Source organism: Streptomyces sp. NPDC004610 (genome assembly GCF_040609715.1).
Classification (GTDB): domain Bacteria; phylum Actinomycetota; class Actinomycetes; order Streptomycetales; family Streptomycetaceae; genus Streptomyces.
The window spans coordinates 58,392-79,885 of sequence record NZ_JBEXLA010000015.1; the positions used below are offsets into that span (position 1 = coordinate 58,392).

The 21,494-nt window shown below is 73.5% G+C and carries 17 protein-coding genes; 11 read left to right on the plus strand and 6 right to left on the minus strand.

Going from position 1 to position 21,494, the window contains the following annotated elements:
• The first annotated feature begins 142 nt into the window (after positions 1–142).
• The 3 genes from ABZX40_RS18650 to ABZX40_RS18660 are packed head-to-tail and all read left to right on the plus strand — an operon-like array spanning position 143 to position 2,666.
• Positions 143–1,294: an ABC transporter ATP-binding protein gene (locus ABZX40_RS18650; protein ID WP_355740023.1), complete on the plus strand. Its 1,152-nt coding sequence runs from the start codon at positions 143–145 to the stop codon at positions 1,292–1,294.
• Complete coding sequence (locus ABZX40_RS18655) at positions 1,291–1,995, plus strand: ABC transporter permease subunit (protein ID WP_355740021.1); 705 nt, start codon at positions 1,291–1,293, stop codon at positions 1,993–1,995. The genes ABZX40_RS18650 and ABZX40_RS18655 overlap by 4 nt, the downstream gene beginning before the upstream one ends.
• Positions 1,992–2,666 (plus strand): ABC transporter permease, encoded by a 675-nt coding sequence (locus tag ABZX40_RS18660; RefSeq protein ID WP_355740019.1) that lies wholly within the window; start codon positions 1,992–1,994, stop codon positions 2,664–2,666. Before ABZX40_RS18655 ends, ABZX40_RS18660 begins: the two co-directional genes overlap by 4 nt.
• Positions 2,667–2,724: 58 nt before the next feature.
• On the opposite strand, the gene ABZX40_RS18665 is transcribed toward ABZX40_RS18660, so the two are convergent.
• From ABZX40_RS18665 to ABZX40_RS18680, 4 genes are all read right to left on the minus strand, one after another.
• Positions 2,725–3,324 (minus strand): ATP/GTP-binding protein, encoded by a 600-nt coding sequence (locus ABZX40_RS18665; protein ID WP_355740017.1) that lies wholly within the window; start codon positions 3,322–3,324, stop codon positions 2,725–2,727.
• The gene (locus ABZX40_RS18670) at positions 3,311–3,733 is read right to left on the minus strand and encodes a DUF742 domain-containing protein (RefSeq protein WP_355740015.1); all 423 of its coding nucleotides are present in this window, start codon (positions 3,731–3,733) and stop codon (positions 3,311–3,313) included. Before ABZX40_RS18670 ends, ABZX40_RS18665 begins: the two co-directional genes overlap by 14 nt.
• Positions 3,734–3,801: 68 nt before the next feature.
• Entirely contained in the window at positions 3,802–4,278 is a 477-nt protein-coding gene (locus tag ABZX40_RS18675; protein WP_355740013.1) for a roadblock/LC7 domain-containing protein, read from the minus strand.
• The gene (locus ABZX40_RS18680; RefSeq protein ID WP_355740011.1) at positions 4,275–6,848 is read right to left on the minus strand and encodes an ATP-binding protein; all 2,574 of its coding nucleotides are present in this window, start codon (positions 6,846–6,848) and stop codon (positions 4,275–4,277) included. The genes ABZX40_RS18675 and ABZX40_RS18680 overlap by 4 nt, the downstream gene beginning before the upstream one ends.
• A 488-nt stretch (positions 6,849–7,336) precedes the next feature.
• Between ABZX40_RS18680 and ABZX40_RS18685 the strand changes: the two genes are divergently transcribed.
• Entirely contained in the window at positions 7,337–8,293 is a 957-nt protein-coding gene (locus tag ABZX40_RS18685; RefSeq protein ID WP_355740009.1) for an ABC transporter substrate-binding protein, read from the plus strand.
• A 206-nt stretch (positions 8,294–8,499) separates the two neighbouring features.
• Positions 8,500–10,761 carry a germacradienol/geosmin synthase Cyc2 gene (gene cyc2 / locus ABZX40_RS18690; RefSeq protein WP_355740007.1) on the plus strand — a complete coding sequence of 754 codons (2,262 nt, stop codon included), beginning with the start codon at positions 8,500–8,502 and terminating at the stop codon, positions 10,759–10,761.
• Here cyc2 and ABZX40_RS18695 read toward each other — a convergent pair.
• Entirely contained in the window at positions 10,754–12,337 is a 1,584-nt protein-coding gene (locus tag ABZX40_RS18695) for a hypothetical protein (RefSeq protein ID WP_355740005.1), read from the minus strand. The genes cyc2 and ABZX40_RS18695 overlap by 8 nt on opposite strands.
• 389 nt (positions 12,338–12,726) lie before the next feature.
• Between ABZX40_RS18695 and ABZX40_RS18700 the strand changes: the two genes are divergently transcribed.
• The 3 genes from ABZX40_RS18700 (at position 12,727) to ABZX40_RS18710 (ending at position 16,724) form a co-directional block, all read left to right on the plus strand.
• On the plus strand, positions 12,727–13,299 hold the full coding sequence (locus tag ABZX40_RS18700) for a PDZ domain-containing protein (protein ID WP_355740004.1): 573 nt from the start codon (positions 12,727–12,729) through the stop codon (positions 13,297–13,299).
• Between the two features lie 1,319 nt (positions 13,300–14,618).
• Positions 14,619–15,746: an aminopeptidase P family protein gene (locus ABZX40_RS18705; protein WP_355740002.1), complete on the plus strand. Its 1,128-nt coding sequence runs from the start codon at positions 14,619–14,621 to the stop codon at positions 15,744–15,746.
• A 36-nt stretch (positions 15,747–15,782) separates the two neighbouring features.
• Positions 15,783–16,724 (plus strand): aminoglycoside phosphotransferase family protein, encoded by a 942-nt coding sequence (locus ABZX40_RS18710; RefSeq protein ID WP_355740000.1) that lies wholly within the window; start codon positions 15,783–15,785, stop codon positions 16,722–16,724.
• A gap of 70 nt (positions 16,725–16,794) precedes the next feature.
• Here ABZX40_RS18710 and treZ read toward each other — a convergent pair whose 3' ends face one another.
• Positions 16,795–18,540, minus strand: a complete 1,746-nt coding sequence (gene treZ / locus ABZX40_RS18715) for a malto-oligosyltrehalose trehalohydrolase (protein ID WP_355739998.1) — start codon at positions 18,538–18,540, stop codon at positions 16,795–16,797.
• Positions 18,541–18,736: 196 nt separating this feature from the next.
• Here treZ and ABZX40_RS18720 point away from each other — a divergent pair, with 196 nt between their 5' ends.
• The 3 genes from ABZX40_RS18720 to ABZX40_RS18730 all read left to right on the plus strand — a co-directional run bounded on the left by ABZX40_RS18720 (position 18,737) and on the right by ABZX40_RS18730 (position 21,491).
• Positions 18,737–19,288, plus strand: coding sequence for an FHA domain-containing protein (locus ABZX40_RS18720; RefSeq protein ID WP_355739996.1), 552 nt, complete (start codon positions 18,737–18,739; stop codon positions 19,286–19,288).
• A 398-nt stretch (positions 19,289–19,686) separates the two neighbouring features.
• On the plus strand, positions 19,687–21,057 hold the full coding sequence (locus ABZX40_RS18725; RefSeq protein ID WP_355739995.1) for a M14 family zinc carboxypeptidase: 1,371 nt from the start codon (positions 19,687–19,689) through the stop codon (positions 21,055–21,057).
• Entirely contained in the window at positions 21,054–21,491 is a 438-nt protein-coding gene (locus ABZX40_RS18730; RefSeq protein ID WP_355739994.1) for an SSI family serine proteinase inhibitor, read from the plus strand. Before ABZX40_RS18725 ends, ABZX40_RS18730 begins: the two co-directional genes overlap by 4 nt.
• The last annotated feature ends 3 nt before the right edge of the window (positions 21,492–21,494 follow it).

Genomic DNA, 21,494 nt, shown 5'->3' on the forward strand with positions numbered 1-21,494 from the left:
CCATTACGGTCGGGAAACGGTGTGCGTACGCCAAGTTTCCGCAACACTACCGGTCTAGACTCGGTCCGCGACCGGCCGAGACCGCGCACAACGGTGTGTGAACGCGCTCAGCATCTGCCAACCCCGAAGGGTATCCGGCACCTTGATACGGATAGATTCAGTCACCAAGCGCTACCCGGACGGCACGGTGGCGGTCGACCGGCTCTCCCTGGACATACCGGACCGCTCCATCACCGTTTTCGTCGGACCCTCGGGCTGCGGCAAGACCACCACCCTGCGCATGATCAACCGGATGGTCGAGCCCAGCGAGGGCACCATCCTGATCGACGGCGTCGACGTCACCCAGCAACCGGTCAACACCCTGCGCCGCTCCATGGGATACGTCATCCAGAACGCGGGCCTCTTCCAGCACCGCACCATCGTCGACAACATCGCCACCGTCCCCCGCCTGCTCGGCTGGAGCAAGGACAAGGCCCGCTCCCGGGCCCGCGAGCTGATGGAGCGCGTCGGCCTCGACGCCGCCCTCGCCCAGCGCTTCCCCTACCAGCTCTCCGGCGGCCAGCAGCAGCGCGTCGGCGTGGCCCGCGCCCTCGCCGCCGACCCGCCCGTCCTGCTGATGGACGAGCCGTTCTCCGCCGTCGACCCGATCGTCCGCAAGGGCCTCCAGGACGAACTGCTGCGCCTCCAGGCCGAGCTGGGCAAGACCATCGTCTTCGTCACCCATGACATCGACGAGGCCGTCAAGATCGGCACCATGGTCGCCGTGCTGCGCACCGGGGGAAGGCTCGCCCAGTTCGCGCCGCCCGCCGAACTGCTCTCGCACCCTGCCGACGACTTCGTCGAGGACTTCCTCGGCGCCGACCGGGGCGTCCGCCGTCTCTCCTTCTTCCCGTCCGCCGGACTGCCGCTGCTCACCACGCCGATCGTCGCCGTCGACGCCACCGCCGAGCAGCTCGCCGCCCGCGACGGCGAGGACGTGCCCTACCTCCTGGTCACCGGCCTCGACGGCCGCCCGCTCGGCTGGGGCGTCCGGGGCGAACTCACCGCCGGTGACATCCACCCCGAACGGCTGCTGCCCTACGGCCACCCCTTCCACCCCGCCGAGGACTCCCTGCGGGCCGCCCTGGACGCCGCCGTGCTCTCGCCGACCGGCTGGGCCGTCGCCGTGGACGCCGAGGGCCGGGCCACCGGGGTGGTCTCCCAGGCCACCATCGGCGACACCATCCGCGGGGAGCACGCCAAGAGCGGCCTGGGCGCCCAGCGCGGCCACCGGACCGAGAAGGTCGCCCCGTGAACGGCCTGTTCGACATGCCGAGCGACCTCCAGAACACCTACTGGGGACTGATCGGCCTGCATCTGCGCAACGCGCTCGTGCCGGTGCTGATCGGGCTGCTGGTCGCGCTGCCCATCGCCCAGCTCTGCGTCCGGGTGCGCTGGCTCTACCCGCCGGTCCTGTGGGTGACGACGATCCTCTACGCCATCCCGTCGCTCGCCTTCTTCGTCGTCCTCATCGACTACACCGGGCTCAGCGAGACCACCGTGATGATCCCGCTGGCCGTCTACAGCCTGGTGGTGTTCGTCCCCGCGATCGTCGACGGGGTGCGCTCGGTGCCGCGCGAGACCCTGGACGCCGCCACCGCCATGGGCATCGGCCCGATCCGCCGCTACCTCCAGGTGCAGCTGCCGATCGCCGCGCCCGCCATCATCGCCGGTCTGCGGGTCGCGTCCGTCTCCAGCATCTCCCTGGTCAGCGTCGGCATGCTGATCGGCAACCAGGGCGCGCTGGGCAACCTCCTCAACAGCGGCATGATCTACAACCAGCCCCGGCTGATCTGGCTGTCCGTCATCGGCACGGCCGTGCTCGCCGTCGCGGTGGACGCCCTGCTGATCGGTCTGCGGCTGCTGGTCACCCCCTGGATGCCCCGCGGCTCGCGCGCGACCGGCGGCGGCTCCTCCTCCCGTACCGGCGCCGCCCTGGAGAAGTCCACCCCATGAACATCCTGAGCTTCATCGACGCCTTCTTCAGCGACAGCGCCCGGTGGCAGGGCTACGACGGCATCCCCACCCGGCTCGCCGAGCACCTCCGGTACACGCTGCTCGCCCTCGGCATCGCCGCCGCCGTGGGCCTGCCGGTCGGCCTGATCACCGGGCACACCGGCCGGGGCGGCAACACCCTCGCCCTGATCGCCACGGCCGCCCGCGCACTGCCCAGCTTCGGTCTGATGGTCCTGATGTTCGTGCTGCTGGGCCTGGGCCTGGCGCCCGTGATGATCCCCCTGGTGGTCCTCGCGATCCCCCCGATCCTGGTCACCACCTACGAGGCCGTCCGCTCCGTCGACCCGGCCCCCGTGGACGCGGCCCGGGGCATGGGCATGGCCGAACCCGCGATCCTCTTCCGGGTGGAGATCCCGGTCGCCCTCCCGCTGATCCTCAGCGGTCTGCGCTCGGCGGCCATCCAGATCGTCTCCACGGCCACCATCGCCGCCTACGTCAGCTTCGGCGGCCTGGGCCGCTACATCGTGGACGGCCTCTACCAGCGCGACTACGAGAAGGTCGTGGGCGGCGCGACGCTGGTGGCGGTGCTGGCGCTGGTGACGCTGGGGGTGTTCTGGCTGGCGGCACGCCTGACGGTGTCCAGGGGAGTGAGAAGGCACAGCGCCCCGTAGGGGGCGCTTGTCAGGGGCGCGACCAGCCCCCACCGACCGCACCCGCTTCCCCCCCGCCCTACCCTTCCGCCCGCTCCAACGCCAACTGCAGCACCACCAGCAACGCGTCCCGCACAGACCCCCGCTCCCGCGCGTCGAACACCACCACCGGAACCCGTTCGGCGACATCCAGCGCCCACCGCACCTCGTCCATGGCGTGCTCCACCGACCCGTCGAACGCGTTCACCGCGACCGCGAACGGAATCCGCCGGTGCTCGAAGTAGTCGACCGCGGCATAGCAGTCGTCCAGCCGACGGGTGTCCACGATGACCAGCGCGCCGACCGCGCCCTCCACGATGTCGTCCCACATGAACCCGAACCGCTCCTGGCCGGGCGTCCCGAACAGATACAGCTTGAGCGTCGGGTCGATGGTGAGGCACCCGAAGTCCATGGCGACGGTGGTGGTGGTCTTGCGCGGGGTGTGGCTCAGATCGTCCACGCCCGCCGCGACCTCGGTGATCGCGGCCTCGGTGGTGAGCGGCTCGATCTCGGAGATCGCGCCGACCGTGGTGGTCTTGCCCACCCCGAACCCGCCCGCGATCACCAGTTTGACCGGCAGCGGCGGGCGTACGGCGGTCTGCCCGGCCGTGCCGACGGCGAGACGGTCAGTCGGTGTCACGGAGTACCCCTCGGGAGTCGGGAATCGCCCGCAGGCCGTCGATGACCCTGCGCAGCACGGATGCGTCATGGGTGGCGGCGGCGTCGGGCACGTGCACCGCCAGCAGCCCGTCGGCCCGCAGATCCTCGGCGAGGACCCGGACCACGTTCAGATGCAGCTTGAGCCGGGACGACAGCTCGGCGATCGACTGCGGCACCGCGCACGCGGCGACGATGTCATGGTTCTCGAAGGAGAGCCGGCCGAGCGCGCCGATTCCCCCGGCGGTGGCGATCACCTGGGTCTCCACGGGCATCGTCCGGCCGGTGGCCGTACCCGCCACCCGGCCCGCGGTGACCAGGAACGGCCGTACCGCGGCGACCGGTTCCCCCGGGTCCGGACCCGGCGCACCGGAGCTGCGGCCGTCCGCCATGACTGGTCTCTTCTTCCTCTTCTTGCGCGAACGCTGCCGCGAACGGTGACCGCTGCCGGGCCGGCCGGTCAGCCGGCCGAGGTGGCGCCGACCGTGTTCTTCAGCTCCAGCACCAGCTGCGGACTGAGCGCGGCGCCGGCCCGGTTGGCGAACAGCGTCATCTCATAGGCGATGTTGCCGAGCTTGGCCTCCTTGTCGGCGACCACACCGAGGACGGCCCCGTTGCCGATCGCGGAGACCAGCACATGGCCGCCCTCCAGATCGATGATGACCTTGTTCAGCGCGCCCAGGCCGTAGTTGCCGGAGGCACCGGCGGCCAGGCTGGTCAGACCCGAGACGATCGCCGCGAGCCGCTCCGAGTGCGCGCGTTCGCGCAGTTGGGCCACGGCGATCAGCAGCCCGTCGGAGGAGACGGCGATGGCGTCCACGACACCCGCCGTCTCCGTCGCGAAGCGATTGAGCAGCCAGGTGAAGTCGGCTGCTGCGGCCCGCAGTTCGTCCGGCGTGGCGCCCTGCGCCGGAGTGCCACCTGTCGACGTACTCACTGCTCCGCTCCTTCCGGGAGGTGCTTCTCGTGCTGTGCGGTGGGTGGGGTGGGCGTGGGGGGAGTCGGGGGAGTGGGGGGCGTGAGGGGCGTGGGGGACGTGGGGGACGTGGGGGACGTGGGGAGAGCCGGGGCGTTGGTGCGGGGTCCGGTGGGGCTGTCGGCGGAGCCGTTCGCACTGTCTCGGTGTGCCCGCTCGATCGCCGCCTCGAACTCGTCCAGCGCGTCGCGTACGGCGTCGGCGTCGGCGGGGGCCGTGGTGGCGGGGCGGTGGCCGGTGTCGGCGGCGGTGGTGCGCAGGGTCGCGCCCCGCACCCGGCGCCGCAGCGGGCGGGCGGCGGCGTCGCCCCGGCCGGGCTCGGACGGCGCTTCGGCGGTCCGGGCCTTGGGGATCAGGGCGGTGGCGGCCCGGTCGTCGTCGGCGGGGTCGCGGCGGGGGACCCGGCGGGGCAGCGGCGCCTCGGCGTCGGGCCCGGCGGGCAGCGCGGCGGCGGGCCGCGGACCGGAGTCGGAGCCGGTGGCGGTGGCGACCGGCCGGGGGGCCGTGCCGTTGTTCAGGGACGGGACCTGCGGCTTCCCGCCCTCCACCGCGCTCATCGCCAGCAGCAGGGAGGCCGGGATGTCGATGCCGGCGGTGACACCGCCGCCCGGGGTGCCGGCCAGCGTGATGCCGATCTCCCAGCGGCGGGCGAGCGTACCGACCACGAACAGCCCGAGCACCTTGGTCGGGACCAGGTCCAGACGCTCGCGGCGCACCAGCCGGGCGTTCTCCTCGGCGAGCCGTTCGGCGCTCATCCCGAGACCGTGGTCGGCGACGGTGATGACGGCGCCGCCCGCCTCGCCGGTGCCGACGGTGACCTCGACGGGGCTGCCGGCCGGGGAGAACGCCACCGCGTTCTCCAGCAGCTCGGCCACCATCAGGGTCAGGTCGCCGATGATGTCGGGCTCGACCATCACCTCGGTACCGGCGTGCAGCTCGACCTGCTGATAGCCCTCGATCTGGCCGAGCGCGGCCCGGACGACATTGGTGAGCGCGGTCGGCCCGGCGGCGAGGACCGTCTCGCGCAGCCCGGCCAGCAGCATCAGGCTGTCGGCGTTGCGGCGCAGCCGGACCGCGATGTGGTCGATGCGGTAGAGCCGCTCCAGCAGCTCCGGGTCGGTCTCGCCGCGCTCGACGGCGTCGATCAGCGCGAGCTGGCGGGTGGTGAGGTTGCTCACCCGGCGGCCGACGTTGCCGAACATCTCGGCGACATTGCGGCGGCTGAGCACCTGGCGCTCCAGCAGGGCGACGGCGGTGGTCTGCACCTGGTTGAAGGCGTCGGCCAGCTCGCCGATCTCGTCGCGGGCGGTGACCGGCATGTCCCGCAGCAGCGGCGGCCCCTCGTCCTCGGTGTCGTCGTCGGCGACCCGGGCCAGCTCGCGCGCGGCGGCGTCGGCGACCTCCTGCGCGGCGCCGGTCAGCTCCAGCACCGGGCGCACCACCGAGCGGCGCACCGCCACCGACAGACCGAGCCACAGCCCGTAGCCGAGCACCGCGGCGCTCAGCAGCCAGGCCGCGTTCCGCCATGCCTCGTTGGAGGTGGCCTCGGCGCGGTCGGCGATCTGGTTGATGAGGGATTCGGTGATCTCCAGCCGCACCTCGGCCTGTTCCCGGTAGGTGGGGAAGGCGGCGAGGGCCTCGGCGAGCGAGGCGCGGGTCTCCTCCGGCGTCTCGAACTGGAGGCCGCCGGGGTCGATCTGCTGCTTCGCGTACTCCTCCTCGATGGTGGCCTGCGGGACGCTGTACACGATCCCGGACAGCTCCTCCACCTGCTCCTCGGTGGCGAACCGGCCGAATCGTTCCGCCTGGTGGACGTACAGCTCCTGGGCCCCGGCCGCGTTGATGAACTCGACCTGTGTGTTCGGGTCGCCCGTGCTCGCCGACAGCACGGAGGTCTCGAAGACGGCGTGGGCCGCGTCGGCGCGCAGCAGCGAGTCCAGCAGATCGCCGATGAAGGTGGCCGAGAGGACGGGGTTGCGGTCCAGCGCGAGTCCGTCGATCAGGGCCTCGGCGACCTTGGTGTACGCGAGGTCGACGTTGTCGGCGGGCAGAAAGCCCTGCTCGATGGTGTCCCGCAGCGCGACGAGGCTGTCGATCTCGCGCAGGGCACGGGCGGCGGTCCCCGGCATCCGGTCGCCGAAGGCGTCCCGTACCCGCGTCACCTGGTCGTCCACCGAGGACTGGGCCACCCGGTAGGCGGCGGCGGACTGATCGGCGTTGAGCGCCTCGAACCGCACCGAGAGCAGGATCGCCTGCTGGTGCTCGGTCTGCACCCGGTCCACCAGCTCCGCGACCTGGGTGCTGTCCCGGACGAGCTGGGCGGCCTCGGCCGCGTCCCGGGCCTGCCCGACCTGTCCGGCGATCAGATAGGAGAGCAGCAGGGCCAGTCCGGCGAGCGGCACACCGACCAGGACGTTCAGCTTCCGCCGGAAGGGCCAGCGGACGACGAGGTTCCGCAGCCGGCGCGGCACGGGCAGGGCGCGAAGGGCCGAGGACCCGTCAGGGGTCGGCGCGTCGTCCGGTGCGCTCATGGACTCCGGGCCTCCGCCAGTGGCCACCGGGCCTCCTCCAGGGTGTCGCGCCAAGATTTCACATGACTGTCGCAGAACGATCGGAGACCGATTCCGACCGGTCGAGGCCGGCTGACGACGGGTGACGACAGGTGCGGGGGGCGACACGAGTGCGACCTCCGTATACCCGTGTGACGTCCGCCAACTCCGGGGAGACTACCTTCTCTTGCGGTGATCGCTTGGCGGCCAGAAGTCAAGAATCCGTTACAACCTGCTGCGGCTCGGTGGCGGGTTGTCCGCGCGTCCTTCGCACATGATTACGGTCCGAAACCGCTTGGTCACCGAGGAGCACTTGACTGCGCCAGAAGCTGCTGGATTGGATCAGAAAACGCCATGCGTCATCGGCGGTTCCAACGGTTCCATTGACTCCACCGAGTCATCCACCGGCTCGGCCCCCAACGAGTCGTCCATCGACAGTTCATCCCATCTCCGAGCCCGGAACGGACATCGTGACTTCTACCGCGAAGAGCAGCTGGACCCGTACGAGACACCCCGGCGTGGCCGCCGCCGCGCTCGCCGTCGTGGCGGCCCTCGTCGCGGGGTGCGGCTCGTCCGACGACACCTCCGACCCGCTCGCGGGGGAGCAGGCGGAGGGCGGCAAGGTCGTCGTCGGCTCGAACAACTTCGCCGAGAGCATCCTGCTCGCCGACATCTACGGCGAGGCGCTCAAGGCCAAGGGCATCGACGTCGAGTACCGGCCCAACATCGGCAGCCGGGAGACCACCTACGGGCTGCTGGAGAACGGCACCATCACGGTGCTGCCCGAGTACAACGGCGCCCTGCTGTCCTACCTCGACGCCGATGCCGAGCAGGAGTCGGCGGACGGGGTCAACGAGGCCGTCAAGGCGGGCCTCAACAGCGAGCTGACCCTGCTGGAGTCCTCCCCGGCCGAGAACAAGGACTCGGTGTCGGTCAACGCCGAGACGGCCGAGAAGTACGGCCTCACCGCGGAGTCGACCCTCGACGACCTCAAGGACATCGCGCCCGAGATGGTCATCGGCGGCTCCCCGGAGTTCCAGACCCGCCAGCAGGGCCTGCCCGGTCTTGAGCAGGAGTACGGCCTGAAGTTCAAGTCCTTCAAGGCGCTGGACGCCGGTGGCCCGCTCACCCAGGCGGCGCTGACGGACAACACCGTGCAGGCGGCGGACATCTTCACCACGGACCCGACCATCAAGAAGGAGGGTTTCGTGGTCCTCAAGGACCCGAAGAACCTCTTCGGGTTCGCCAATGTGACCCCGCTGGTCCACAAGTCCGGGCTGTCCCAGGAAGGTGTGGACGCCCTCAACGCGGTCTCCGCCGAGCTGGACACCGCGACCCTGCTCGAACTGGATGCCCAGGTGCAGCTGGAGAACAAGGACCCGCTGGACGTGGCCCAGGAGTGGCTGAAGACGGCGGGCCTGAGCTGAGCGGTTGTCGCACGGGGTGGGTGAGCCGACCGGTTGTCTCACCCACCCCGTCGACCGTCGCCGCCGCCGTCGTCGCTCAGCGGGAGCGGCACGGCGGGAGCCATACGGCGGCCCGGGAACTTCCGGATTCGTCCTCGATTCACGCGATGGTGTGATCATCTGCCTTTGAGCGGATGGGTCCGGAGGGACCCGGGTAGCCCGGGGCCATGACGCAGCCGTTCGAACTCCCGCACTTCTACATGCCGTATCCGGCCCGCCTGAATCCGCATCTGGACGAGGCCCGGAGCCACTCCACCGCATGGGCGCGGCAGATGGGCATGCTGGAAGGGTCCGGGATCTGGGACCAGTCCGATCTGGAGGCGCACGACTACGGGCTCCTGTGCGCCTACACCCATCCCGACTGCGACGGACCCGCCCTCTCCCTGATCACCGACTGGTACGTGTGGGTGTTCTTCTTCGACGACCACTTCCTGGAGACCTTCAAGCGCTCCCAGGACCGCGCGGGCGGCAAGGCGTATCTCGACCGGCTGCCGCAGTTCATGCCGCTCGACCTCGCCACCCCCGTGCCCGAGCCGCAGAACCCGGTCGAGGCCGGGCTCGCCGATCTGTGGGCCCGTACCGTCCCGTCCATGTCCCCGCAGTGGAGGAAGCGTTTCGCCACCGCGACCGAGCATCTGCTCAACGAGTCCCTGTGGGAGCTGTCCAACATCAACGAGGGGCGGATCGCCAACCCCGTCGAGTACATCGAGATGCGCCGCAAGGTCGGCGGCGCCCCCTGGTCGGCGGGGCTGGTGGAGTACGCGACCGCCGAGGTACCGGCCGCCGTCGCCGGGTCCCGCCCGCTGCGGGTGCTGATGGAGACGTTCTCCGACGGCGTCCATCTGCGCAACGACCTCTTCTCCTACCAGCGCGAGGTCGAGGACGAGGGCGAACTCAGCAACGGTGTGCTGGTCCTGGAGACCTTCTTCGGCTGCCCCACCCAGGAGGCCGCCGAGCATGTCAACGACATCCTCACCTCCCGCCTCCACCAGTTCGAGCACACCGCCCTCACCGAGGTCCCCGCCCTCGCCCTCGAACACGGCCTCACCCCCGGCGAGGTGACCGCCGTCGCCGCCTACACCAAGGGGCTCCAGGACTGGCAGTCCGGCGGCCATGAGTGGCATCTGCGCTCCAGCCGCTACATGAACGAGAACGCCCGCCCCACCACCACCCCCTGGACCACCCCGACCGGCCCCGGCACCTCGGCCGCCGCACTCGCCCAGCTGCTCGCCCAGACCGGCGGATCGGCCTCGGCCCCCACCTACTTCGGCCGCGCCGGACGGCTGCGCCCCCACACCCATGTGCCGTACCCGAAGGTCGGCCCGTCCCTCGTCCCCGACCTCTACATGCCCTTCGAATCCCGGCTCAGCCCCCATCTGGACGCCACCCGCGCCCGGCTCCTGGACTACTCCCGCCGTATCGGCTTCCTCCAGGAAGGCGTCTGGGACGAGGACAAGCTCCGCGCCTGCGATCTCGCCCTCTGCTCCGCCGGGATCGACCCCGACGGCACCGAGGAGGCCCTCGACCTCAGCGCCGGCTGGCTCGCCTGGGGCACCTACGGCGACGACTACTACCCCCTGGTCTACGGCAACCGCCGCGATCTCGCCGCCGCCCGGCTCACCACCGCCCGGCTCTCCGACTGCATGCCCGTGCACGGCGAGCCCGTCCCCGTCCCGGTCAACGCCATGGAACGCGGTCTGATCGACCTGTGGGCCCGCACCACCGCCGGGATGAGCACCGCCCACCGCGAACGCCTCAAGGGCGCCGTCGACCGGATGACCGCGTCCTGGATGTGGGAGCTGGTCAACCAGGTCCAGCACCGCGTCCCCGACCCCGTCGACTATCTGGAGATGCGCCGCGACACCTTCGGCTCCGATCTCACCCTCGGCCTCTGCCGGATGGGCCACGGCCCCGCCGTCCCCGACGAGATCTACCGCACCGGCCCCGTCCGCTCCCTGGAGAACGCCGCCGCCGACTACGCCTGCCTCCTCAACGATGTCTTCTCCTACCAGAAGGAGATCGAGTACGAGGGCGAGATCCACAACTCGATCCTCGTGGTGCAGAACTTCTTCGGCTGCGACTACCCGACCGCGGTCGGCATCGTCCACGATCTGATGACCCAGCGGATGAAGCAGTTCGAGCATGTCGTCGCCCATGAACTGCCCGTCGTCTACGACGACTTCGAGCTGTCCGCCGAGGGGCGGCGGATCATGCGCGACTATGTGACCGATCTGGAGAACTGGATGTCCGGCATCCTCCACTGGCACCGCACCGTCGACCGCTACCGGGCCGACTACCTGGCGAGACGCACCCATGGCTTCCTGCCGGACCGGGCACCGGCCCCGCTCCCGCCGCCACGGCTCTCCCTGCCCTTCCCCTCCGGACGGGGCCTGTCCGTACAGGCGCCGTCCCTGGAAGCGGTCAGCTGACGCCCCACACCCAGGTGGCGGTCTCCTCGGCGAGCTGCCGGACGCCCTTCGCGGCCGTGTCCGACAGCTCGCCGAGTATCGCGTCCCCGGCCGCCAGCACCGCCCGCGCCTGCCGCGGCAGCCGCGCGTCGGCCAGGGCGTTGGCCAGCGCGTAGTGCTCCTCGGCGATGAACCGGCCCAGGTTCACCCGCCGCCAGTACGCCAGCGAGCCGTCCCCCGGATCGGCCAGCACCGCCCGGACGGCGGTCAGCGTCCCCGCCGCCTGCACCGCCCGCCCCGCCTCGCGCTCCAGCCGGGCCTGGGTCAGCCGCGCCGACACCCGGTCCCACGCCGTCTCCTGGAGCGCCGCGTACAGCCGCTGGGCGCGCAGCGCCTGCCGCAGATCGCCCAGCCGCTCGAACTCCCGGGCCAGCGCGCCCAGCGGCTCCGGGTTCAGCCGGGAGGGGTCGTCCGGCCGTCTGAGCCTGCCCTGGTCCAGCGTGAGCGCGTCGAGCTCATGGATCAGCGCCACCCGGGCGTGCTCGGTCAGCCCCTGGTCCAGCGCCAGGCCCGTCCAGGTCAGCAGCGGTTCGCCCGCCGGGTCCGTGCCGAACATCGACTCGTCCAGCCACTGGGCCCAGCGCGCCAGCTCCGTACCGCTCGCGTCCAGTCCGGGCAGCTCGCTCAGCCCGCAGGCGGTGTCGAAGTCCGTCTCCCGCACCTCGTTGAGCAGCGGCAGATCCGCCGCCCGGCCGAAGCGGCCCACCAGTACGGCCGCCAGCCGCAGTTCATCGGTCGTCGACGCGCCCGCCGCCAGCCGCAGCAGCCGCCGCAGCAGCCCGAGATCCTCCTCGCCCCGGTCGAACTGCGCCGCCCGCAGCACCACCCGCCGCCGTACCGCGTCCTGCCGCATCGCCGCCGCCGTCTCCCCGTCCCCGGCGCGCAGCAGCGCCAGGTCGGCCCGCCCGCGCGCGAGGACCGGCTCCCACAGCGGGGGGCGCGCGCGGCCGTGCAGCGGGGCGTAGGCGTGGCCGTCCGCGTCGTCCAGCAGCAGGAAATCGGGCTCCGTGCGCCCCAGCGCCGTGTGCAGCAGCGCCAGCAGCTCGGCCGGGGAGCGCGCGGGCATCCCCAGCCCGGCGCGCAGCTCGCTCCGCGCCGCGTCCAACGCGTGCTCGCTCCGGGCCGCGTCCAGCGCGTGCTCGCTCCGCGTTTCGTCCAGCGCTTCGTGGGCCCGGCTCCCGGTCCCGGTCGGCGCCCTCGCGTCCAGCACCTCCGCCGCGTCGGCCCCGGGCCCGGGATCGCCGTACGCCGCCCAGCCCGGCAGGCCGACCACCACCTCCAGCGCCTCGCTCACCGACGAGCCGATGACCCCGGCCGTGCCGTCCGCCGACGCGTACAGCACCGAGCCGTCCGCGCAGCGGAAGTACGTACCGCCCGAGTCGTCGCCCGCGATGGCCTCCAGCGGCGCACCGGACGCGAGCCGCACCGGGCCCCCGGGGTCCTGCGCGGCCCGGTCCAGATCGAAGGCGAAGGGGAACGCGGCCAGCCCGGCCAGCCGCGGGTGCTGCCGCAGCAGCTGGAGCGCGCTATCCGTCATGTCACAGAACGTAACAGTGAGCACTGACAATCCGGGCCGAATGAACCGGCCGTCCATCTGGACGGCGGGAGTTGGCGGAGAGGCGGCAGTGGCGCGGTGGTGAAGGCGTGGTGAGGGGGGCGAGGGGGCGGCGAGCGGTGGTGAGGGGGTGGTGAGGCGGGGGCAGGGGCGCGGTTTCGCGCGCCGGGCGGTCGTGGTCCGTCGGCGGAGCGACCTCGCCGCCGGGTCGGCGACGGACGGCTCCCGGCCGCCGTTCGGGTGGCCCGGGGGCAGCGGGGACGGCGGAGGCCAAGCGGCGCCCGCCGGGTCAAACCCGTTGTTCAGTCTCACTCTTTCGTGGCTCGTCGGGTGCCGGTGCGCCGGGTAGGGCACCAGCCGGAGGCGATCCGATGGAACAGACTGCGTTGCGTCCCAAACCGATGCCCGGCCGGGAGTCCGGCAGGGCCAGGGCCGCGCCCGGCCGACGACCCCATGCCGCCCGGCGCCGGACGCGGCGGCGGCTGCGGACCCTGCTGCTCGGTCTGCTGGCGGGCACGGTGCTGGTGCTCTCCGGGGTCGGCCTCGGCACCGTCGGCGCCACCGTGATCGGCATGAGCCGGCTCGCCGAGCTCCAGCGGCGGACGGAGGCCGCGCCGGAACCCCGGACCACCGCCACCGTCGCCCGCGGCGCCCCCGGCCCCGTGCTCCCCGCCCCGCCGACCGCCGCCCTCGGCGTGGAGGCCGTGGACGCCGAGAAGGCGGGCGCCCTGCTGGTCGGCGTCCATGTGCCGGGCCCCGGCCACACCGCGGGCCTGGTCCGCGGCGACATCCTGCTCACCTTCGCCGGAACCCGCGTCGACACCGCCGCCGACCTCGTCCGCGCCGTCGACACCAGCGCCCCCGGCAAGCCGGTCACGATCACGGTCCGCCACGAGAGCGGGGGCTATCAGCAGCTGTCCGTGACACCGGCGCTGGTGACGTGACGGGGGGCTGGGTGTTGGGGTGCGGTCAGGGTGTCCGGGTGTTCGGGTGCGGTACGGGTGCGGTCCGGTTGCGCGGGGACTGCGTCCCCGGGGGGCGTCGGCCACGAGGCCCGGCCCGGGGGACCCGCCTCGCGTGGGGGCGTGGGTCGGCCATGCGCCGGATCACGTGCTGGTGGAGGGTGACCGGCCTCGGGTGTGGGCGTGGGGCGGTGGAGGGTGACCAGCTTCGGGTGTGGGCGTGGGGCGCTTCTGCTGGTCGCTCCGTACCGCTCCGCGTGTGCCACCGTTCCCGGCGCTACCTCCGGCCGGGTCTCGGCCCCGACTTCCAGCGGGCTGTGGCAGCCGGTACGCCGCACCGGCCGCGTCCGTGCGGCACGGTCGTCGCGTGCGGGGGGCTCCGTTCCGGGAGGGGGCGGTGTAGCCACGGCACCCCGCCAGGCGGCTTGTTCGGCCTGTTCCCGGGCATCTCGCGCGGGTCGGGTGTCCATGCCGAGCCTCCGTCCGCGTGGGGCTGTGTTGCCAGGGCGGTGACGGCCCCCGCCCGGGGGCCGTTCCCCGGCGCCTCTCCCCGGTCGCCTCGCCTCGCCAACCCTCCGCGTGAGCGGCCCCGCGCGGGGAGCGGTGCCGCTGGCACCTGGCCTCCTGCACCCTGGCGTCTCTTAGGCAAGGGCCCCGGGAGGCCGTTCCCGCCGCGCTGGCGGCGTCAGTGCGGCATCGCGTCCGCGCGGCCGGGCCGCTTGGCGAGCGTGACATACGCCCCGGCGAGGGGCTCGTTACCCGGCGCCTCACTCGGACCGGTCGCCTCGCCGACCCTCCGTCCGCGTGAGCGGCCCCGCGCGTGAGCGCCGCCCCCGGCGCAGGCTCTCCGCCCCGGCCTCCCCTGAGCAACGGCCCCTGGACACCGCTCCCGCCGCACCGGCCGCGTCCATGCAGCACCGGCCCCGCGCGCGGGGCCCTGGTTCGGGGCGGCGTAGAGAGCGCCCTCCCCTGCGCGCGGGGCCCGACACGCCCTGCAAGTACGGGCTGAGCAGGAAGATCGCGCCCCTCCCCGCAGGGCCCGACACCTCCCCCGGCCACGACTCCACACACCGCCCCCACGCCCCAGCCCCCCCCTCACCGGCGCCGAAATCCTCCGACTGCCCCGCACCCGACCACCCCGCCCCGCCCCGCCCCCCGACACACCACCCCCCCACACCCCAACCACCCCCACCCCACCCCCCGCCCCAAGACAAACCCATGCAGAGCGCTCGCGCCCCACCCCTCGGGCGGGCAGGATGCTGCGGACAGGCCCTGTCAGCCAGCCGCCAGGGAGGTACCCGATGACCGCCAGCACGCGTGTGGTCTTCACCGCCGACGACTACCGGGCCCGTATGGCGCGTGCCGTGCGGGACGCCGAGGCCGCCGGGCTCGCCGGGCTGCTCGTCGCCCCGGGGCCCGATCTCGTCTGGCTCACCGGCTACGCCCCGCCCGCGGCCACCGAACGGCTCACCCTGCTGGTCCTGGTCCCCGGCCAGGACCCGGCGCTCGTCGTGCCCACCCTGGAGGCCCCGGACGCCGCCAAGGCCACCGGGGCGCCCGCGATCACCCTGCGCGACTGGACCGACGGCAAGGACCCCTACGCCGCGACCGCCGCCCTGCTCGCCGCCTCCGGGCGGTTCGGCGTCAGCGACAACACCTGGGCGCTGCATCTGCTGGGGCTCCAGAGAGCCCTGCCGGACAGCTCCTACGCCGCCCTCTCGGACACCCTGCCCATGCTCCGCGCCGTCAAGGACGCCGCCGAGCTGGAGCTGATGGCCGCCGCAGGCGCCGCCGCCGACGCGGCCTTCGAGGAGATCCGCGCGGTGCCGTTCGGCGGGCGCCGCGAGTCCGAGGTCGCCGCCGACCTGGCCGCGCTGCTGCGCCGGCACGGCCACGAGCAGGTCGACTTCACCATCGTCGCCTCCGGCCCCAACGGCGCCGACCCGCACCACGAGGCGGGCGACCGGGTCATCGAGCGCGGCGACATGGTCGTCCTCGACTTCGGCGGCCTCCGGGACGGCTACGGCTCCGACACCTCCCGCACGGTCCACGTCGGCGAGCCCACCGACGAGGAGCGCCGGGTCCACGACCTGGTGCGCGCCGCCCAGCAGGCCGGATACGAGGCCGTCCGGCCCGGCGTCGCCTGCCAGGAGGTCGACCGGGCCGCCCGCGCGGTCATCGACGAGGCCGGCTACGGCGCCCGCTTCATCCACCGCACCGGCCACGGCATCGGCGTCACCACCCATGAACCGCCCTACATGATCGAGGGCGAGGAACAGCCCCTGGTGCCCGGTATGTGTTTCTCCGTCGAACCCGGCGTCTATCTGCCCGGCCGGTTCGGCGTCCGGATCGAGGACATCGTCACCGTCACCGAGGACGGCGGGCGGCGCCTCAACGACACCACCCGCGAACTGGTCGTCGTGGACTGACCCGCCCCCAGGAGCCCCGAGCGACGGCGCGCGACCATGACCCAGGCATCAGCATCATCCGCACCCACCGAGGACACCGTCCGCCGGATCGTCCGCGGCCTGCTCAAGGACGACCCGGACGGCCCCGGCGGCCCCGAGATCCGCCCCGCCTCCCCGGGCGGCGCCACCTGGTGGGTCGGCGCCCGCCATGTGCTGCGCCTCGCCCCCGGCCCCGAGACGGGCACCGGACGCCGCCGCGAACTGCGCGTCCGCGACCTGGTGCGCCCGTACCTCCCGGTCGCCGTACCGGCCAGCGTGGCGCACGGCGAGTGGGCGCCCGGTCTCGGCTACACCCTCGACACCGTGGTGCCCGGCGGCTCCGCCGACCGCCATGACGTGTCCGCGGTGGGCGAGGCCGACCTCGCCGCCGTGCTCACCGGGCTGCGCGAGGTGCCGGTACGGCAGGCCGAGACACTCGGTGTGCCGCGCCGGGCGCCCCGCTCCCTGGAGACGCTGCGCCGCGCCGCCGAGCGGGCCGCCGAACGGCTCGCCGCGGCCGACGAGTTCGATCCCGCGCGCGTGCACCAGCTCACCCCGGCCGCCGCCGCCCAGCTCGGCGTCCAGACGGCCCCCGCCGTCCTGGTCCAGCACGCGCTGACCGCGGAGCACCTCGTCGTCAGCGGCGACGGCCGGGTCCGGGGCGTCCTCGGCTGGGACGAGGCCGTCCTCGGCGACCCCGCCGAGGACATCGCGGGGCTGGCCGCCGCCGTCGGCTCCCCGGCCGCCGTCCGCGCCGCCACCCTGGCCGGGTACGGCGCCCGCCCCTGTCTGCGCGGCCTGTGGCTGGCCCGCTGCGACGCCGTACTGCGCCTGGCCGCGGCCCTCGGCACCCACGCCCCGCTGCCCCCGCTCCGGGAGCGTCTGCACCGCGCCTGGGAGTCGATCCTCCTGGAACGCGTGACGGACCTCAGGGCGGACGCCGTGGACGACGGGGTGTGAGCCCCCGGGCCCGGCCCCGCCGAGGGCCGGTCCAGGAGGCCCCACGCGGCCCCAGAAGGCCCACGCGGCCTCACGGCTGGACCAGCACCACCCCCGACTCCCCGGGCAGCCGCAGCACCCCGTCCGCGCCGGGCGTGGGGACCGGCTCCCAGGCCGCGAGGATCTCCGCGCGGCGGGTGCCCAGGGGGATCGCGGCGGGCGCGGCGGCGAGGTTGACGGCCACACAGAGGTCGCCCCGGCGGAACGCCAGCCAGCGGGCCCCGGGGTCGTGGGCGACCTTGAGGTCGGACAGATCGGGGTTGGTGAGGTCGGGGCGGTCGTGGCGCAGGGCGATCAGGCGGCGGTACCAGGCCAGTACGCGCGCGTGGGGCTCCTCGCGCGGCTCGGACCAGTCCAGGCAGGAGCGGTCCCGGGTCGCCGGGTCCTGCGGGTCGGGGACGTCCTCCTCGGCCCACCCGTGCGCGGCGAACTCCCGCCGTCTGCCCCGTCGTACCGCCTCCGCGAGGGCGGGGTCGGTGTGGTCGGTGAAGAACTGCCACGGGGTGCCCGCCGCCCACTCCTCGCCCATGAACAGCATCGGGGTGAACGGGCCGGCCAGCGTCAGGGTCGCCGCGCAGGCCAGCAGGCCGGGGGAGAGGCTCGCGGACAGCCGGTCGCCCTGGGCCCGGTTGCCGATCTGGTCGTGGGTCTGGCTGTAGCCGAGCAGCCGGTGCGCGGCCACCCGTGTCCGGTCCAGGGGGCGGCCGTGATGCCGGTCACGGAAGGACGAGTACGTCCCGTCGTGGAAGAAGCCGCCCGTGAGGGTCTTGGCGACGGCGTCCAGGGGGGCGCGGGCGAAATCGGCGTAGTAGCCCTGCGACTCGCCGGTGAGGGCGGTGTGCAGGGCGTGGTGGAAGTCGTCGCTCCACTGGGCGTGCAGTCCGAGCCCGCCCGCGGGGCGGGGGGTGATCAGCCGGGGGTCGTTGAGGTCGGACTCGGCGATCAGGAACAGCGGCCGGTCCTCCTCGGCGGCCAGCGCGTCCACCGCCGCGGACAGCTCCTCAAGGAAGGGATACGCGCGCGTGTCCGCGAGCGCGTGCACGGCGTCCAGGCGCAGCCCGTCCAGGCGGTAGTCCCGCAGCCAGGCCAGCGCGCTGCCCAGCAGGAAGGCCCGCACCTCGTCCGACCCGGGCGCGTCCAGGTTCACCGCCGACCCCCAGGGGGTGTGATGGGTGTCGGTGAAGTACGGGCCGAACTCGGGGAGGTAGTTCCCGGACGGCCCCAGATGGTTGTGGACGACGTCCAGGACCACGCCGAGCCCCAGGCCGTGCGCCCGGTCCACGAACCGCTTCAGGGCACCGGGGCCGCCGTACGGCTCGTGGACCGCCCACAGGGAGACGCCCTCGTAGCCCCAGCCGTGCCGCCCCGGGAAGGGGCACAGGGGCATCAATTCCACATGGGTGACCCCGAGTTCCGCCAGATGGCCGAGGCGCTCGGCGGCGGCGTCCAGGGTGCCGTCCCGGGTGAACGTGCCCACATGCAGCTCGTACAGGACGGCCCCCTGGAGCGGGCGTCCCGGCCAGGGCGTCTGCCAGGTGTGCCGGGAGTGGTCGACGACCGCGCTGGGCCCGTCGGGGCCGTCCGGCTGGCGCCGGGAGCGCGGGTCGGGGCGTACCGGGCCGCCGTCCAGCGCGAAGCCGTAGCGGGTGCCGTCCGCCGCCTCCGCGTGCCCGGTCCACCACCCCGCCCGGCCCGGATCACCTTCCATCGTGTGCGAGTCGCCCCCGCACTCCAGCGTCACGCGGTCGGCCCGCGGTGCCCACACCTCGAACTGCACGGACGGTTCCCCTTCGTCTGTTCACCGTGATGTAGCGCGTCCATCGTGTGCGACGCGCACCGGGTCCGCTGGTGCATACCCCCATTTGCGGCCACCCCCTCTCCCGGGCGCCCCCTTCGCCCCGGGGTACGCGCGCGGGGGCGCCCTTTCGCCGATTCCTGGACACTGGGGGCCGCGCTGACCGACAATCACCACTGTGACGTCGTCTTTCGAGTTCCCCACGTACCCCGCGAGGCTGTCGGACGCGGAGCGCGACAAGGCGCTGAAGGTGTTGCGTGACGGCGTCGCCATGGGCCGCCTCTCCCACGACACGTTCGTGCGCCGCATGGAACTGGCGCTGGCCGCCCGGCGCTCCGACGAACTCGCGCTGCTCACCGCCGACCTCCCCACCGAGAGCCGCCTCTCGCGCGCGGTGTTCGGCACGGTCGAGGCGGTCTCCGGCTTCACCGTCCGGCTGCGCCGCGCCTGGCAGGCCGAGCGGCTGCCCAAGCTGCTGCTTCCGCACCCCGCCTCGGGGCACGCCCTGCGCATAGGGCGCGATCCCGCCAGCGGACTGCGCCTCCACCACGAGACGGTCTCGCGCGTGCACGCCGAACTCACCCGCCAGGGCGGCATGTGGGTGCTCCGCGACCTCGGCTCCACCAACGGCACCACGGTCAACGGCCGCCGGGTCATCGGCGCGGTGGTGGTCTGCGAGGGCGACCAGGTGTCGTTCGGCACGATGGCCTTCCGGCTGGCCGCGGGCTGACCCGGCCCTCGCGGGAAGAAGCCAAGCCCAGGGCCCTGGGCCCGGGGTCTGGTCCGGCCCTTCGCGGGGCGTATCCCCGGGGTCCGGTCCGACCCCCTCGCGGGGCGTATCCCCGGGGTCTGGTCAGGTCCCTCGCGGGGCGCATCCCCTGGGCCCGGTCGGGCCCTCGCGGCGGGAAGCGCCTGGGCCTGGTCCGGCCCCTCGCGTGCGGATCCCTCGGGTCCTGATCCGGCCCCCCAGCGATGAGCCCCGAGGAACCACGAAGAACCCCGAGCCCCGATCCCGCCAAGCCTCCCCCCCCCGGGACGGGAAACCCTTTGCCCGACGCGGTGTTGACGCCCGCCCCGATGAGTGACTGACTGTGTCTGTGTCTGCACAGCAGGTGAAGCGACGGTGCGATGTGGAGGTGTGCTCTGCCGCCCCTCCAGCGCTATCCCACCGTCGATGAACTCGCCTCCCGCGCCGCCGCCCTCGTCGCCCGCAGCCCCCGGCACGCCCGGCTCCGCCGGGCCGGCACCTCCCGCGCGGGCACCCCCCTGTGGCTGCTGTCCGTGGGCCACGGCGCCCGGCACGTCCTGGTCGTCGCCGGACCGCACGCCAATGAGCCGTGCGGCGGCGCCACCGCCCTGCATCTCGCCGAACGCGTCCTCGCCGACCCGGCCCTGCGCGACGGCACCGATGTCACCTGGGACCTGCTGCTCTGCGTCGACCCCGACGGACTGCGCCGCAACGAGCGCTGGCTGACCGGCCCCTACACCCTCGGCAGCTACTTCCGGAACTTCTTCCGCCCCGGCTTTCGCGAACAGCCCGAATGGCTCCCCGACGGCCCCGGCGCCGCCGCCCTGCCCGAGACCCGCGCCCTGCTCGCCCTCCAGGACGAGCTGAAACCGTTCCTCCAGTGCTCGCTGCACGGCGTCGACGTCGGCGGCGGCTTCGTCGAGCTCACCCACGACCTGCCCGGCATCGCCCGCCGCCTCGCCCGCACCGCCGCCCGGCACGCCGTACCGCGCGAACTCGGCCCCTACGACACCCTGTACTGGCCCGCCCTCGGCCCCTCCGTCTACCGCATCCCGCACCCCCGGCACGGCGACCTGGCCGCCGCCATCACCGAGGCCGCCGTCGACTCGACCTGGTTCCACCCCTACCGGCACGGCACGGTGACCGCCGTCGTGGAGGCGCCCATGTGGGGCGTGGCGGCCGTCCAGGACGGTTCCGTGCCCCCGGACCCCGACAGCGCGCTGCGGGCCGTCAGCGGCGTCCTGCGGCACGACATGCGGCTTCTGGAGGCGCTCCTCGCCCGCTGCCGCCCGCAGCTGGCCGCCGCGCCCGACGCCGCCCCGCTGCTCGCGCCCGTCGACGACTACCTCCTGGTCTGCCCCGGCCTCGCCGACGCCTGGGACCCCGACACCCGCGACCGGCACACCGCGCACGGGCTGCCGCCGCTCACCGCCGCCCACCTCACCGCGCTGCGGCTGGCCGGGCGCCGGATCGCGCTGCGCACCGCCGGGCTGCTGCACCAGCTCGTCCGCTCCACCGGGACCGACCCGGCCGTGGTGCTGCCCGAGCTGGACCGCCTCCTCGACCTGTGGTGCGCCGACTTCCACGACGGCTGCGGGGCCCGCTGGATCCCCGTCGAACGGCAGGTCGCCTACCAGGCGCAGATCGTGCTGCACGCCTTCGACCTGGCCCGGCGCCGGGCGCCGCGACCCTCCCGTTCGGGTGAGTCGGACTGGGGTTCGGGCACCGCCGTGCCGATGCATCGGGAATGACGCACACGACATCCCCGTACCCCCGCAGAGCCGCGCGCGGCTCGCTTCTCGCGGTTCTGCTGCTGGCCGCCGCCGCGCTCCCGGCCCAGGCGACCGTGCAGCCCGCCGTCCAGCCCGCGCTGCCGGGCAACTGGTTCTATCTGACCGTCACCCGCGGTGACACCCAGTCCAGCGACACGCGCGGCACGCTGCTGATGTGCAACCCGCCCCAGGGCCACACCCACGCCACCGCGGCCTGCGAGCAGCTGTCCTCCGCCGACGGGGACATCGGGAACATCCCCGCCGACGACACGCTGTGCCCCATGCTCTACGCCCCGGTCACGGCCCACGCGCGCGGGCAGTGGAGCGGCCGGACGGTCGAGTTCCGGCAGACCTACTCCAACGACTGCGAGCTGCGCGGCAGCACCGGGGAGGTGTTCACGCTCGACGCGTGACGA